Genomic DNA, 16,688 nt, shown 5'->3' with positions numbered 1-16,688 from the left:
GTAGCCATCGATGTTCCCGACATGCGCTGATACGCAGTTTGATAATCGTTTAGATTGTCTGGGTTGGTAATATAAGAAGGTGCTGCTGAATAAACCGCTACCCCAGGTGCGGTTATCTCTGGTTTTATGTCAAATGTTTCTAGAGTAGGTCCCCGAGAGCTAAAAAAGGCAAGCTCATCTCCATTTGTTTTCATCTCACCAACAGTATCAAAAGAAAAGGTAATGGATTCCTTAGCGATTTGATCTACCAATTTAGCAGCGTCTTCATTTGGTAAATTAAACGTAGGTAGAAACTTGTTGCTTTCTCCTTTATAAAAGTCCGTATATAAATTACGACCATTCGTAAAAAATACGGCTGCCGCACCTGCTTCCTTTGCAGATTTTAATACTAAATCGGGCGTATAATCTCCATAGTTAACTACCAATATTTTATCCTTGAAATCCTTTCCTACAAAATCACTTGGCATTCCTCTTCCTGCTTTTACTACAGGAAAGCTGTTCCCTTCAAGCTTATGAATATCATCAGTAAAATTCTTTGCGAACAATTGAAGATTAGGAGAAAACGGGCTTGAACTATGGATCGTGCCATCAACTTTTGGTAGTGTAATAGAAAAATTACTAGCTCCTACGGTCAGCGGTAATGCTGCTGCCCCTGGAGTCCCTAGAGTATACATATCACTTCCAGCATTTCCTGCCGCAATAACTGGTAATGTACCAGCAATTGTTGCATTATTTAGTGCAATGGAAAGTGGATCAAATGGATCATTTGTATCTGATGCTAATGATAGATTAATAACATCCATCCCATCTTGGACAGCTTTATCGATAGCAGCCAAAATATCATTTGTAGTACCCGATCCGTATGGTCCTAATACACGATAGACGTATAAATCTACATTCGGTGCAACACCCTCTACACCAAGATCATTTTTATTTTGCCCTGCGATCGTACCAGATACATGTGTTCCATGCGAAGTATAATATGTGTTTCCAGATACCTCGGGCTTCCCTGAGGCTTTCCAATCGGCATAAGTAGTTTCCATTGGATCGTCATCATTGTCTACAAAATCATATCCGCCTTTATAGACATCTTTTAAATCTGGATGATGATAATCGATCCCTGTATCTAAGACGCCGACTTTAATTCCTTCTCCTGTCACGCCCTCTTCATGAAGCTTATCTACCCCAATATTCGGCAATGTTTCGCTCTCTGTCCGAGATTGTGTACTTGCATTGGCTTCTACTTGCGCCGATGGATCAATATGTACTTCTCTATCCTTAGCAATGGCCTTTACTAATCCTGATTCAATCAGATTTGGAATTTGATTCGCCGGGATTGTAATCGCGACACCATTAAAAGCATGTTTATATTCATGATTAATTCGAACAGACGAGGTTGATTTTGACTTCTTATTCACAAATAGCGCTTTGAAATCCTGATGATTTTCTTCTACTTTTTCGTCTGCTCTCTGAATATTTAATGAGGTTTTTTGATTGAATTTTTTGGTTTTTGCAAGCTGTATCTTTGAAGGCTCTTCATTAAATTGAACAATAATATCCATAGGTTTACTACTTGTCACGTCAATATCTTTCGGAATTTGTATTTCTGGAGATTGTTCAGATATTTTCATTACTTCATTTGGTACAGTTGATAAAGTTGGTATAGTATCTAGCGAAGTTTGTTGAGTGTCAGTGGATGCATGAGCGGAAAAACCAATCGTTCCTAGTAAACTCGAAGCTATAAAACTCGTTGAGAACACCTTAAACCATTTCTTATTCAAATATATTCCCCTTTTCACAATTCATTTTTAAATACCGAATAAAAATTGTAACCTAAGAAAATATCTTCTACCAAAGTCTGTCTGCCCTCCTTTCTGTTGATATTTTCATTATATTAAGAGTTGACGTGATTTTAACTTTTAAAAAAAACATAAATATTAGATTTTTCTAAAATTTTAAAAAAAAAAAAAAAAAAAAAAAAAAAAAAAAATAAAGAATTCAACTAATCAAATAATGCCATTATTTTGGGACTTAAGAGTTTGAAAATTTACCCACTTCAATTTCATAAAAAAAAATCCCCTTAGAGAAGATGGTTCATCTACCTTATTTAACGACAGTATCCGTTACTGTCTTAGTTGTTAATTTAAATCCTTCTTTATCAACTACATCAGCAGAAATATAGTAGGTCCGCTAGCTAAGTTTGCATCTGGTTTCCATGTAGTATAAGTTCATGGTAATTTTTACGACAAAAAACCAGAAAAACCCTCTAACAGGTTTTCTGGTTTTCACTTTCTACTAATTTCGCACGCCATTTAATTCTCCATAACCGTTCTCTATTTCGCTGCCTTCTCATACTCCTGTTTAAAGAAGCTCTTCATTGAATGGAAAACATCTGATTTTTGTTTTAGGATGTAGTAGCGGAATTTTTCATCGTTAATGTTTTTATATGCGGACATTAGAGTAGAGTGTCGATTGTATTGGTTTAAATGTTCAGGATACACCCTTTGATATGACTGGGTTTTTTGTCGTTAATTTTTCAAAATCCCATTTGGTTGTGCAGCATACACCCTTTTTTGGTTAAATTTATGTTAGTTAGAACCAAATAAAATACTTCTATTAGCTGGTTTAGTTGCATAAGAACTTCCAATTTCCGTCCCCTAATTGACTAACTATTTGTTCTAATTCTTTAATTTTTTTAGAAGCAGTAAACGATTTGTTATATGCAATGATAGCAAAAAAGAAAATCAAAACAACAAAATAGGACAAGAAAGTATTAACTTACTAATAGATGAGAAAGAATTAGGAATAGAAAAAGCATGATTTGAAAAAAATTTCAACCCATGCTCATATTTATCAAATTTTATTATAAAGAGGATAATTAAAACCAACATTCAATCTTAAATTTGATTATATTTAGATAACCTTACAGTATAAAATTTCTTACTAAAAAATATATTTATTTTAGATCATAACGATCAGCATCCATTATTTTTACCCAAGCTGCAACAAAGTCTCGAACAAATTTTTCTTTGTTATCATTTTGTGCATATAGTTCGGCCAGTGCTCGAAGAATAGAATTTGAACCAAATACAAGATCGAAGCGTGTTGCTTCACGTTTAACTTCACCTGTTTTACGGTCACGTCCATCAAAAACATTAAACTCTGTAGCTTTCCATTCAATATTCATATCAAGCAAATTCACAAAAAAATCATTTGATAGTACTCCTACTTTGTCAGTAAACACACCGTATTTTGAGTCGCCATGGTTCGTGCCGAGTACTCGCATTCCACCGATTAATACAGTCAATTCAGGAGCTGTTAAACCTAATAATTGTGCCTTTTCAATTAGCATTTCTTCTGGGCTAGTAGCATATTCTTGCTTTTGATAGTTACGGAAACCATCTGATACTGGCTCTAACACATTAAAACTTGCTGCATCAGTTTGTTCTTGTGTTGCATCACCACGTCCAGGATTAAATGGAACTTTTATTTCAAAGCCCCCATCTTTTGCTGCCTTTTCAATTGCAGCATTCCCTCCGAGAACAATTAAATCAGCAAGGCTAATTTCATTTGCTAATTGACTTTGAATTTCTACATACACTTTTAACACTTTTGCCAGCTGCTCTGGTTCATTTGATTCCCAATCCTTTTGTGGAGCCAGCCTAACTCGTGCGCCATTTGCTCCACCTCGCATATCAGAATTACGGTAAGAGCTTGCTGAAGCCCATGCTGTTTTAACAAGTTCACTAATTGTTAAGCCAGAATTGATGATTTTTTCCTTTAATTCTTCTATTTCATTGTCAGTCACAATATAATTAACCTTCGGAATCGGATCTTGCCAAAGTAATTCTTCAGTTGGAACTTCTGGACCCCAGTATCTTTCTATAGGACCCATATCACGATGAAGTAGTTTAAACCATGCTCTTGCAAATGCATCGGCAAATTTATCAGGATTTTCATAGTAACTTCTTGAAATTTTCTCAAAATCAGGATCGATTTTTAGAGCCATATCAGCCGTTGTCATATTAGTTTTAACCTTAATTGTTGCATCCTCCGCATCTGGTGCCATATGATTTTCTGTAAGATTAACAGGCTCCCATTGGAATGCTCCTGCAGGACTCTTCGTTAATTCCCACTCATATTCAAATAGTTGTTCAAAAAATTCATTATCCCACTTTGTCGGATTTGACGTCCAAGCACCTTCAATCCCACTTGAAATTGTGTCACGCCCTTTTCCACTACCATATGTACTTAACCAACCGAATCCTTGCGTTTCAAGTGTTGCAGCTTCTGGATTATCACCTACATGTGAAGGATCACCAGCACCGTGTGCTTTACCAAAAGTATGACCACCTGCTATCAGTGCAATTGTTTCTTCATCATTCATTCCCATACGTCCAAAAGTATCACGTATATCACGTGCACTTGCAAGTGGGTCTGGTTTGCCATTTGGACCTTCAGGATTTACATAAATTAATCCCATTTCTACAGCAGCAAGTGGATTTTCTAATTCACGGTCCCCTGAATAGCGATTGTCTGCTAACCATTCTTTCTCAGAACCCCAATATACATCTTGTTCAGGATGCCAAATGTCTTCTCTTCCAGCACCAAACCCAAATGTTTTAAAACCCATCGATTCAAGAGCAACGTTACCCGTTAAAACTAGTAAATCAGCCCATGAAATTTTATTTCCATACTTTTGTTTAATTGGCCATAATAATCGGCGAGCTTTATCAAGATTAACGTTATCCGGCCAGCTATTTAGAGGAGCAAAACGTTGTGAGCCATTTCCACCGCCCCCACGACCATCTGTAGATCGATATGTACCAGCCGCATGCCATGTCATTCGAATAAAAAACGGTCCATAATGACCATAGTCTGCCGGCCACCATTCTTGACTGTCTGTCATTAATACACGTAAATCATTTTTTAATGCCTCGTAGTCTAGCTTTGAAAAAGCTTCCTTATAATTAAATTCTGGATCCATTGGATTCGGCTTTCTATCATGCTGGTGAAGTACATCTATATTTAATTGATTTGGCCACCAATCTTTATTAGTTGTACCCCCAAGAGCTCGTGAAGTTGTAATTGCACTATCCTTATGATGTGTAATTGGACATTGACCTGCTGCTGTGTGTTCTTTTTGATCTGGAATATTATTATTTTTCATATAAAAATCTCCCTTCTCATTAGCCTTTAAATATTAAAATAGGTAGAAACTAGATTTGCAACATAAATATTTTATTTAAAATCCACAATAGTTATTCATCTTAACCATGTAGTAAATAAATATTTTAAGCAAAAAAACTTAATAGCATCTTTAAACAACTTACTATTAAATATTACTTAATATATTTAAAGTCGAATTGCGATGAAAATTCATGTATATTCACAAATACTATGAGGTTGAATTAATATAGAAGAAAAAATAATAAATTATTTGATTTAAATTTTATAGATATCAGTTCCTAAATGAAAAAGAGTAACAGCTAATAAAATTTAATAGTACATTAAAATAATATGTAAGTTGATCTGTTATCTTGTCCAGAAGCAGAATTTAAAGTTTTAATTTAAAAATAGATTTAAATTAACCAATAACAAATTGAATTGGACATTAAAGTTCTGAAAATATAGTAGCCTTAATTAAAACCTTCTTTAATTTAATTAACCTTTTTCAATAATTTTAATAAAGACAAAAAAGCCTTATTACAATTACTGCCAAGTATATCTTTACCAATAGATATTTCATCTATCCTATTGATTATTATAACTTATTATTACGCTCATAAAATTCTGCCTTTAGATTTATTACATTTAAATAATATTCGATATTTTTTTAAAATTTTCTTGTTCGGCTATTTTGCCATTATGTTGAAAAAGGATCCTCTATGACATTATTAAAGTTTGGGTATTTATGACAAAAAAACAGAAAAAGCCTCAATAGGGTCTCTCTGTTTCTCACATTCTACGAATTTCGCACTCCATTTAATTCTCCATACCCAACTACTATTCGCTTTCTCATACTCCTGTTTAAAGAAGCTCTTCATTGAGTGAAACAAATCTGACTTTTGGCTTATAATATAATAGCGAAATTTCTCGTCATTTATGTTTTTATACGCGGACATTAGCTTACTATGTCGATTGTATTGGTTTACTTGTTTCGGATACACTATATGATATATCCGAGTCTTTCAATTATCATTTTTCTAGATACTCATTAAGATGTTTCATTTAGGCATTTCAAAACTGATCTTGCTTAGAACTTAGAAAGAAGTGTAAAGAAAAACTAAAAACCTATATAGAATATTTCCTATATAGGTTTTCGTTTTCCTATTTACATTGTCAACAGCTTAAATATAGATCCCATTCCCACAGTGTATTTATCTATAATAACCACAATTTAAATAATCCTTCTGTCACTCCTAAATTATACATGTAATAAACTCCAAATACTGTACTAATTACACCAGTAATTTGTGTTAGAGTTTTATTCAACGTTACTTTTTTAAAACTCAATATAAACGGAATTCCTAGAATGGTTGTAAAGAAAAGCATGCCTAAAACAGTTCCAAATCCAAAAATAAGGATATAAATTGCTGATTCCCATACACTATTAACAGTACTCAAAGTTAATAGCACCATAGCCCCACTTCCAGCAAGACCATGAACAAAACCAATAATCATTGATTTTATATAAGATAGTTTGATAGACTGCTGATTTCCAAGATTATTACCAATTCCATTACCATATTCCTTGTAATCAACTTGTGTTTTTCTAAATGATGTGATCGTTTTGATCCCAAGATAAACTAACATAATACCTACTAGAAATTCAAGTGACATAGCCCATTTTTCAGGTATTTGACCTTTCATTAAAAGCAGAATTATACCAACTATAAATAAGGTAGTAGTATGACCAATTCCCCAGAATACTCCTGCAAGTGAGGAACGATAAAGTTTTTTACTTTGACTTGCAATTGTAGACACAGCAATTACATGATCCGGTTCAATGGCATGCTTGATTCCAAGCAAGAATCCTAAAATCAGAACCGATAAAAAGGTTGCATCCATTTTGCACCTCCGATTTTTATTTCTTAAATAAATTAGAAACAAGTCATCACTAAAGCAATGACTTGTTTCTACTAAAACTGTTAAGGTTGTATCCAATTCCACTAACCTAATAATAGTTAAGCGAACTTTTACATTGGCAAGAAGTATCCTTCTTCATCAAACTTCATATTTTGCAGGTTCTCTAATACTTCTATGTTTTCTTTATCTTTCAACTCATTGAAAATGACTTCAGATATATATAGTTCTCCAATATGAAGGGTGTTTGGGATCCTTACAATTCTCGCCTCTTCCGAAACAACTCCCCATGTAGCACGTAAAGCTGCTTTTAATGCTTCTTGGTCGTTATCTAGCACAATTGGAATTTTTGCACGATCTAAAAATGTACTAGTGACAACATTTTCATTCATTGATTTGTAATCAATTTTTTCAAATAAACGCTTTGTTGTTAAATCAGCTAATCCAATGCCTAACGCATTACCATGGCTAGCTTCACTCAAATTTGAAGCAATGACATATTTGATATTGGGTTTTTTCGGCTCTTCTACTCCTAACACTCGGATTCGTCCAATAATATTCGTATCCATACCTGTTCCACTGTGGTTTTTACCAATTTCATCAACAACTAAAATATCGATTTCATCTACTGGAAGACTCGGCATTAAATCAAATGCTTGTTTTAAGATTTCTCTTTCACGTTCTTCAACCCTGTCTGCTTCGATTGCTTCGATGATGGCTGTTTCTTCATGAGCGTTTTCAACAATGGCTATACCGAATAAAGTATTTGAATTGCTAATTGCTACCTTGCCAACCTCGGGCATCATTTCACTAATCCCTTTAATACCGTGAGTGTGTAGGGCCAATGCCTGTTTGTGTTTTCCCATTCCAATTGAGGCCATTTTTAAAACGCCACTTTCAATTTTGTTTTTAAAATCGGTATGAGGTTTAACACGGCCCATTACAATAATTCCATCCGCTTTATTTGCATACTGATCAATAAAAACGGGTATGCCATCAGATGTTTCTCCAATAACATCTACATCCATTGATGATCTAATTTCACATCCAGTAGAATCTTCGGTTACTCCTAATCCCTCTAAAACCTCGATTTGTCCTTCAGCTGTAGCTCCGCCATGGCTACCCATTGCAGGAATAATAAAAGGTATTGCACCTCTTTTTTTAATTTCATCAGCAACACTTTTAACGATTATAGGAATATTAGCAATTCCCCTGCTTCCAACGGTAATTGCAATCTCCATGCCAGGCTTTATTTTCTCATCAGCCTTTATAAAATTAAATTGGTCCGAAATCGTTGCAGGGATATCTTTTAAGCTTTTGACGTGAAATTTTTGTTTTATTTTAGCGAACTTTGGAAAAGACATTATACGACTCTCCTTTCAAAATAAAAATATAATTTCGAACTTTCACACTACACGAGAACTTACACTAACCGTATATAAAGCAACAAGAGATTCTTTAAATCGACCTATTGTCATTGCATAAATATCAGGTACAATTATTTTGTTAAATTCCCAGGAGCTAATTCAATTGCCATTCGAAGTGCTTCTTTTAACGATTGTTCATCTGCAATATTTTTTCCAGCGATATCAAAAGCTGTTCCATGATCTACACTTGTACGTATTGTTGGCAGACCTACAGTTATGTTAACTCCAGCCTCTAGACCTAATACTTTAATTGGACCATGCCCTTGATCGTGATATTGCGCTACAACAATATCAAAATCTCCACGTCTTGCTCTAAAGAATAGAGTATCTGCTGGTAGCGGTCCTTGTACATTAATCCCTTCTGCCTGAGCTTTTTCTACAGCAGGAACAATTTTTTCTTCTTCTTCACCATTTCCAAAAAGTCCATTTTCTCCCGCATGAGGGTTTATACCACAAACTGCAATTCGTGGAGATTGAATCCCTGCTTTTTGTAATGTTTCATGTGCAAGTTTTATAACCGTATATTGACGGTCTACATTAATTTTATTTATGGCATCAATAATTCCAACATGTGTTGTTACATGAATTACTCTTAAGCCAGGAGCTGAAAGCATCATTGCATAATCTTTTGTATTTGTTAATTCTGCTAAAATCTCAGTGTGACCAGGATAAATATGACCAGCTTTATGAAGAGCTTCTTTATTTAAAGGTGCTGTACAAATACCTTGAATTCTTTCCTCATTAGCATACCCAATCGCCTTTTCCAAATAACGAAATGCAGCATTTCCAGCTTCAGAAGAAACTTGTCCCCATGGTAAGTCTTCAGAAACTAAATCTAAATCGATAATATCAATTGTTCCATATTCACTTTTTGCATCCTCAGGATTTGAAATGCTATTTAATTGAAGTTCAATATTCGTTACACTTAAAGCTTTTTTTAATACTTTAGAATCACCAATTACAAAAGGTTTACAATTCTCAAATATATTTCTATCATTCAAAGATTTAACGATAATTTCTGGGCCAACTCCTGATGGATCCCCCATTGTAATCGCGATACTTGGTAAAATACTTGTCATCATCATTTCCTCCGTTATCTCATTTTATTTCATATTGGCGTTTTTCCTATTTTTTAACGAGTTATTAATGTATAGTTCTAATTCTGTACTTTAAGATTCATTGATAATTGTTATTAGTTCATTGCTTATCTCAATTTTTAAAATGCTGATCTAATTTTATAATCGTTTGAAGAGCTTTTGAAAGTGCCTCCTCGGTTCCAAAAGCACCTGCTTTTGTAACTAAAGGCATATTATTAAACGCCCCACCAAATAACTTTCCATAAGGAATACCAGCTTCCACCTCACCGATCACACGAATCCCCTCGCTATTTAACTCTTTACATGTAGCTTCTGCAATATCCCCACCAGTTAGAATCGCCCCAATTAACTTATTAGCAAATATTAATTCACTTGCAATTTCTCCCATAGATCGCGCAATTATATTGCCTACATCAAAGTTCGTTAAACCCAAACTACTTTGCAGGTCCTTAACTCGACTAATCGCTTCCCGCTTACGATTGGTGGTCACTACTAAATCACCTTTATCAAGTACTAATTGACCAGCTTTAACAATGCGTTGAATTTCACATTTTCTCCTATCTTTATAAAGGAACTCTTCAGGAGAAATAATGATTTCTTTCACATTATTTTTCTCTTTCAGATGTTGAATTTGCCTTTGAATAATAGGATTCACACTGCCTGCCACCACTAGTACTGGTGACCGTTCGCTAACCTGTGACTTTTTTAATGGCTCTTCACTTTGACCAGTATTGAAAAGATGATAAGCAATTCCAGCTGAGCCAACCCATAGAAAATTCTCACTTAAATGCTCTGTTGCTTCAACAATCGCCTTTAGTTCATCATCAGTAGTTGCATCTACAACGATAATTTTTGAAACTTTACTTGAAGTGATTTCTTTCATTTTTGTTAATAAATGACTTTTACCTTTTCGCACATCTGCAATAGAAAGCATTTCAACTTTTCGTTTACTTTGCTCTTGCAACAATTTTGGCAGGAAACTTTCATTAACTGGGCAGACAGGATCATGCGCAATTTCAGTTTCCTCAAGTAGTACACCTTTAACATAATGCTTTCCATTTATTGTAATTCGATTACTTTTCGGGAAAGCAGGTACCACAAACGATGTCTTATACTTAAATACGTCCATTACTGCATCGATTTCTGGACCAATATTTCCCCTCAAGGTTGAATCGATTTTCTTAAAGACTTTTAAAACATTTAATTTCCTCAATTGTGATGATAGATTAAAAACTACTTCATATGCCTTTCCTGCATTTAATGCACGGCTATCTGAATTTAATACAATAACATCTTCATTTAAATGTGTTGTTTGTAATTGTGTATCCGAAAACAACACTGTCGTGTTTAACCCCTGTTTGGCAAATTGAACACCAGTATCATTTGCACCTGTTAAATCATCTGCAATAACTGCTAGTTTCACCTGCGTCCCTCCCCCCTTTGTACGCAAAATTCGTTTTATAGTGTTTTTCTGACCGGAATGACCTATACAAGTTAAGTTTCATTTGGCTTAGAAAACTTAGAAACCTTATTCTGCAACACACCATTTTAGTTTTCTAGTAGTTTTATACTTCTTTTGATATAAATCGCTTTCAACACTATTAATAATAAAACAAAATGTTGCATTTAGCAATTGTTTTAATGGTGCAAATATATTTTTAAACAACATGTTGCTTTTTACATCACGTTTTATTGAATTACAATCACCTAAAAAAAAAAAAAAGCAAGCTGTTATTTCAGCTTGCGCCACAAAGTTGAACGGTTAATCCCTAAACGTTTTGCTGCTTTAGATTGATTTAACCCTTCCTCTTCGAGGACTTTATTTATAACCAGTTTTTCAATTTCTTCCAACGTTCCACTTATATTAATCGGTGTTAGTTGACTGTTTTCCGGCTGTTCTAATTGTTTTAGAACGTTTTCGACATCTTGCCTTTCAATATAATACGAAGGTGTTTGTAAAAACACTTTTTCGATTACTAATTTAAGTTGTTCTACATTCCCAGGCCAATCATAGGTGGTAATTTCGTTCATTGCATCAAGTCGGATCCCAACAACTTTATTTCCATATTTCGGATGCAATTCAGAAATAAATACGTGAACTAAGTCCTCAATATCTTGTTTTCTTTCTCGTAGAGGAGGAATATAAATCTTTGATTGCCCCAGTATTTGATATAATTCTCGATTAAACGTTCCGTTTTTGACTTTTTCTTCGATGTTATCCTCAGAAGACACTAGCCATTGAAGCTTGTTATAATTTTTGATAACTTCACATAACTCATTTTGTAATTCAAAGTTCAATTTATCAATATTTTTCAAATAAAAGACAGCGTTGGAGTAGGTTTTAAAAAAGTTTTCAATTACTAAATCGTTAAGTTGATCATTATTTAATAAGTTGCAATTAAAAACGATTAATTGTTCATTCATTTTTTTCTTTTTAAAATAAATGGCTTGTGCAACCAATTCTTTTCCATTTCCTTCTTCACCGGAAATCCACACAGGTTTTTCAACTTTACTATATTGATCGATTTGTGATAATACTTTCTGAATCTGATTACTTTTTCCTGAAATAGGTATTTGTGTATATGATGTATAAAATACTATTGTATGCTGCTTCACTTCCCTATCTTGAGAAACAGATGATTTAAGTAGATTTTTGTCAAAAAGTAATACAATAGCATCCTCTTTAGGATATGCCGTTATTTTCCAAATTGAGTGGTCTACATGAATTGATTTGGTTTGTTTTTCCTGCATTAATATTGTTTCTTGTACCATCATTTTTATATCTGAAGAATTCTCTATTTTCATCCACTGAAATTCTTTATTAAATTGATCATTCCCATAAACGATTTTCCCCTCGTTATTAAAAATCCCTACAGCCTGTTCGTTATAATCAAGGATAGATTGAAATAATGAAACATCATGTTGCAAACGAGAGAATATTCTAAATGTCCTTCTCGCTTCTTCTAAAGCTTCAACAATAGCTTCCTTACCAGAAGTAATTAATACACCAGTAAGTCCCAATTGTTTGGCAGCTTGTACTGTAACTACATCTCCAATTATTACTTCATAGTCAAGTTTTTTTAGATTTAATAATTTATCTTTAACTTCTATCTCTTTAGTAATCGTTAATGTTTTTATATCTAAATCAAGAAGCTTGCATATCGTAGCAGCACCTTGTGTAATATTCGAGAAACCAACTATAGCAGCTTTTCGCGAAAACCCCTGTACAAGTGTTATCATTCGTAACACATCGTAGCCGGATACTTGAATGTCTATGACTGGAATTGATACTGTCTCCTGTATCAATGAAGCTGTACCACCACGGCTAATGATAACATGATAGCCATGATTTTCTAATTCCTTGGCTATAGCCACACCTTCATGTAAATTCCCTATTTCAATTCGAAATTGAAAATCTTCCACTTCCTGTTGGATTTCTTTCATCATTTCTGATAGTCCCTCATAAGGAACAATAACCAAAGCTCTTATCATTTTCTCTTCACCTACTAAATCTTAATACTTCTATTTTCTATTATGACTCATCTGTAGTAAAGCTTGTTGTTAATACTTTATTCATGCTGCCACTCACATAACCTTGAAGATCGAGCGTTACATATTTATATCCGAATTGTTGAAGGTTTTTCACGATATCTTCATAGTTTTTCAATACCAATTGCATATCTTGAGTCTCTACTTCAATCCTAGCAATATCTTGATGAGTTCGAACCCGTACTTGCCTAATTCCAATTGCTTTTATATATGCCTCAGATTTTTCAACCTTTGTTAATTTTTCTATCGTTATTTTTTCACCATATGCGATTCTAGATGATAAACATGCAAATGATGGTTTTTCCCAAGTTGGCAAACCTAATTGCTTTGAAAGATGACGAATTTCTTCTTTAAAGAGCTCCGCCTCTTGAAGAGGACCACGTACACCATGTTCTTTAGCAGCCCGTACCCCAGGACGGTGTTCATTCATATCATCAGCAATTAGACCATATACAACATTATTAAATCCGTTCTTATGCATAATCGGTACTATTTGTTCAAACAAACCGTTTTTACAGTAATAACATCGGTTCCGATCGTTTTCAGTGTACCCTGGAATATTTAGTTCAGAAGTTTCAATAACTTGATGAGTGGCACCAATCTGTTTAGCCAACTTCCTTGCTTCTTCTAATTCGCTTGAAGGGTATGTTTCAGAGTCAGCCGTTACAGCCAATACGTTTTCTACTCCTAATACGTCTACCGCCACTTTTAATAAAAACGTACTATCTACTCCACCAGAAAAGGCAACTACAACATTATTCATATTCTTTAAAATTGCTTTCAAGCGTTCATATTTCTCATTCATATTAATTCCACCTATCTCTATATTATTGAATATTGTTTTCATAACATGTATTAATCGTCTCTTGAATCGATGCAAAATCACTCGTCACTTTAACAACCTCTTATCAAAATGGTTTATTTTTGCATTTTGCAACACATCTTAATTATAAACGAATTTCTTACAAAGTAAAAGTAGACATTAAAGCGATTTCATTTTTATATTTTAAAAAAGGATATCTTTAAAATCATTGCTAATTTTGAAGCTATTTATAAGGGAAATACAGAACTTCTTAAGGTAATATTTTTTCAAATATATAAATGATATACTATTTTGTACTTTTATAAGAAAAAAAAAACCATTTTATAAATGATATAAAATGGTCTTCATTTTGTATTTTATACTATTACATCTAATAATAAAGTAAACACTAGCCCTGATACACCAACAATAGTAGAAAGCACAGTATATGTTCCAAATGCTTCTTTCAAAGATAAGCCTAAAGACTCTTTAACCATCCAGAATCCTGCATCGTTAACATGTGATGCAACGGCACTCCCCGCTCCAGTTGCAAGTGCAACTAACTCCAAGTTTACATCAGGCATTGTACCGAGTACAGGTAATACTAAGCCTGCAGTTGTTAAAGTTGCAACAGTACCTGAACCCAAACAGATACGTAAAATAGCAGCTACAGTCCATGCAAATAAGACCGGTGACATATGAGATCCTGCAAATAGTTTTGCTACATAATCGCCAACCCCACCATCAATAAGAACCTGCTTTAATGCACCACCGCCACCAATAATTAATAGTAGCATACCTAATGTATTAATCGCAGAAGTACAAGTGTTCATTAATTCCTTAATTGGCACTTTTCTGCTCAGCCCCATTGTGTAGACTGCTAATAACAATGAAAGTCCCATAGCAGTAGAAGAGTTACCGATAAAACGAATTACTTTTACTAACATGTTATTATCAAAACCAATAGCAGGTTGAATGATATCAAGCCCAGCACCTAAAGCCATTAAAATTACAGGAAATAAAGCCGTAAAAACACTTATCCCAAAGCTAGGCGTTTCTTCTAATTTGAATGTCTTTTGAACGCCAAATGATTCACTACCTTTGCTAGTCCAAGCAGTTGGAACAATCTTTTTAGCAAGTTTCGGATATAAAATACCAGCTAAAATAGCAGTTGGAATAGCAACAATTATTCCATAAACTAAAACTAATCCAATATTAGCACCATATTCAGAAGCTACAGCAGTGGGCCCTGGATGTGGTGGCAAGAATGCATGAGTAACTAACGCAGCTGTAACCATAGGAAGTCCCAAGTGTACAATCGAAATTTTTAATTCTTTTGCAATTGAATAAATAATTGGAATTAATAATACAATAGTAACTTCAAGGAATAATGCGATACCACATATTAATGAAGCAAATAAAACAGCCCATTGAATTCTTTTTTCTCCAAATTTGTCTATTAAGGTTACAGCAATACGGTTCGCACCACCTGCATCAGCTATTAACTTTCCAAGCATCGCACCCATACCAAATATTAATGAAATATGCCCCAATGTCCCCCCTATACCGTTTTCAATCGATTTAGCAACATCAGTATAAGGAATACCTAATGCTAAAGCTACACCATATGAAACCATTATTAGTGAAACAAATGTATTTAGTTTAAAGCCCATGATTAAAATGATTAACAACAATACCCCTATTGCTACTATTACTAAAGGCATCTATTTTTCCCCCTTGTCCTTCTTCTTTATATTTGTTTTTTTGTTTGCTCTATAAAAATGATGCAAAATAATACTATTTGTATGTTAATTATAAACACGCATCAATTATAGCGCCTTTCTTGCCTTTTACATTGAAAGTGCTTTCATTTTAAATTAAAATATAGAATTTATATCAGATACTTTAAAATTTTAAAATGTAAATCCATTACTTTAGCGTCACAGTCAGATAGAAGCAGTTACGATATTGCAACACAACATATATATATTGTTTAAAAATATTCAAAAAATAATTTAACTGTTGATAATTTCAACGTTTTAGTAACGTTTTCATTTTATATTCTCATAATAATCTTGTCAATAGAAAACAACTCTTTATTTTGCTTCTTTTTTCAACAGTTTTTTTCAAGTTAATTATATCATGTTGGTATGAACTAGTAGGAGGTTTATAATTACCGCGTACATGATGCGAGTTTTTGAAAAAATAAAACGGATAAAGGTCTACACCTTTATCCGCATTTCTAACTTTTCCTTAAACAAGTTCCGATTTTACCCAAACCTGCTCATATACTTGTTTTATAGGTATATTATGAAGTTTGGCGATTTCTTTACAATCCTCATACTCTGGAGCTCTTTGTGTGAGTTTACCTTCAAAGTATCCTTCTTTGACCGTTACAGGTCCCCACATTGTTTCAACGCTCTTAAATTTTCTTTCCAGTCGATGTACAGTTAATGGATAATATCGAACACCTAATGTGGTTGTTTCTTTAAACAATATTTCTTTCATTTTGTGAATTCTAGAACGAGATGAAAGAAGTTGTAGCAAAACTCCTGGTCGATTTTTTTTCATATAAATGGGTGTATAAAATACATCATTTGCCCCAGCTTCGAAAAGTAAATCCATCACATAGCCAAGCCATTCCCCTGGCATATCATCAAGATTTACTTCCATCTTGATCATTTCATCATCTATATGTTCATTGTTATGTGGGTGAGATACCACTTT

The 16,688-nt window shown here is 33.8% G+C and carries 10 protein-coding genes and 2 pseudogenes; all 12 read right to left on the bottom strand.

Translation table 11 applies throughout. The features are described 5' to 3' along the window. The coding region (locus ACFCYN_RS21200; protein ID WP_375951572.1) for a S8 family serine peptidase at positions 1-1,781 on the bottom strand (1,781 nt) is incomplete at its 3' end. A gap of 552 nt (positions 1,782-2,333) precedes the next feature. Then, positions 2,334-2,486 (bottom strand): annotated as a pseudogene (locus ACFCYN_RS21195) (sporulation protein YhbH); the annotation flags it as partial. A 470-nt stretch (positions 2,487-2,956) separates the two neighbouring features. Further along, positions 2,957-5,170: a catalase/peroxidase HPI gene (gene katG, locus ACFCYN_RS21190; RefSeq protein WP_375951570.1), complete on the bottom strand. Its 2,214-nt coding sequence runs from the start codon at positions 5,168-5,170 to the stop codon at positions 2,957-2,959. Between the two features lie 853 nt (positions 5,171-6,023). Further along, positions 6,024-6,158 (bottom strand): annotated as a pseudogene (locus tag ACFCYN_RS21185) (sporulation protein YhbH); the annotation flags it as partial. 226 nt (positions 6,159-6,384) lie between these two features. After that, complete coding sequence (locus tag ACFCYN_RS21180; protein WP_375951568.1) at positions 6,385-7,071, bottom strand: HoxN/HupN/NixA family nickel/cobalt transporter; 687 nt, start codon at positions 7,069-7,071, stop codon at positions 6,385-6,387. A gap of 128 nt (positions 7,072-7,199) precedes the next feature. Beyond that, on the bottom strand, positions 7,200-8,450 hold the full coding sequence (locus ACFCYN_RS21175) for a nickel pincer cofactor-dependent isomerase, group 22 (protein ID WP_375951566.1): 1,251 nt from the start codon (positions 8,448-8,450) through the stop codon (positions 7,200-7,202). A gap of 134 nt (positions 8,451-8,584) precedes the next feature. Beyond that, entirely contained in the window at positions 8,585-9,592 is a 1,008-nt protein-coding gene (gene pdxA, locus ACFCYN_RS21170) for a 4-hydroxythreonine-4-phosphate dehydrogenase PdxA (RefSeq protein WP_375951564.1), read from the bottom strand. 130 nt (positions 9,593-9,722) lie between these two features. After that, a complete protein-coding gene (locus tag ACFCYN_RS21165) occupies positions 9,723-11,033 on the bottom strand; it encodes a four-carbon acid sugar kinase family protein (protein ID WP_375951562.1) in 1,311 nt (436 codons plus the stop codon). Between the two features lie 308 nt (positions 11,034-11,341). Next, positions 11,342-13,102, bottom strand: coding sequence for a sigma-54-dependent Fis family transcriptional regulator (locus ACFCYN_RS21160; protein ID WP_375951560.1), 1,761 nt, complete (start codon positions 13,100-13,102; stop codon positions 11,342-11,344). Positions 13,103-13,142: 40 nt separating this feature from the next. After that, positions 13,143-13,964 (bottom strand): ATP-dependent sacrificial sulfur transferase LarE, encoded by an 822-nt coding sequence (larE, locus tag ACFCYN_RS21155; protein ID WP_375951558.1) that lies wholly within the window; start codon positions 13,962-13,964, stop codon positions 13,143-13,145. 374 nt (positions 13,965-14,338) lie between these two features. After that, positions 14,339-15,685, bottom strand: a complete 1,347-nt coding sequence (locus ACFCYN_RS21150; RefSeq protein WP_375951556.1) for a gluconate:H+ symporter — start codon at positions 15,683-15,685, stop codon at positions 14,339-14,341. A 529-nt stretch (positions 15,686-16,214) separates the two neighbouring features. After that, the gene (larC2, locus tag ACFCYN_RS21145) at positions 16,215-16,685 is read right to left on the bottom strand and encodes a nickel pincer cofactor biosynthesis protein LarC2 (RefSeq protein WP_375951554.1); all 471 of its coding nucleotides are present in this window, start codon (positions 16,683-16,685) and stop codon (positions 16,215-16,217) included. Between the last annotated feature and the right edge of the window lie 3 nt (positions 16,686-16,688).

The organism is Gottfriedia sp. NPDC056225, assembly GCF_042267765.1.
Lineage (GTDB): Bacteria > Bacillota > Bacilli > Bacillales > Bacillaceae_G > Gottfriedia.
The sequence above is the reverse complement of the archived record's forward strand: the minus strand, read 5'-3'. Positions and strand labels throughout refer to the sequence as shown.

Excerpts from the sequence above, each read along its gene's own strand:
- katG (WP_375951570.1), bottom strand. The coding sequence starts at position 5,170 with ATGAAAAATAATAATATTCCAGATCAAAAAGAACACACAGCAGCAGGT.
- ACFCYN_RS21180 (WP_375951568.1), bottom strand. The coding sequence starts at position 7,071 with ATGGATGCAACCTTTTTATCGGTTCTGATTTTAGGATTCTTGCTTGGA.
- ACFCYN_RS21175 (WP_375951566.1), bottom strand. The coding sequence starts at position 8,450 with ATGTCTTTTCCAAAGTTCGCTAAAATAAAACAAAAATTTCACGTCAAA.
- pdxA (WP_375951564.1), bottom strand. The coding sequence starts at position 9,592 with ATGACAAGTATTTTACCAAGTATCGCGATTACAATGGGGGATCCATCA.
- ACFCYN_RS21160 (WP_375951560.1), bottom strand. The coding sequence starts at position 13,102 with ATGATAAGAGCTTTGGTTATTGTTCCTTATGAGGGACTATCAGAAATG.
- larE (WP_375951558.1), bottom strand. The coding sequence starts at position 13,964 with ATGAATGAGAAATATGAACGCTTGAAAGCAATTTTAAAGAATATGAAT.
- ACFCYN_RS21150 (WP_375951556.1), bottom strand. The coding sequence starts at position 15,685 with ATGCCTTTAGTAATAGTAGCAATAGGGGTATTGTTGTTAATCATTTTA.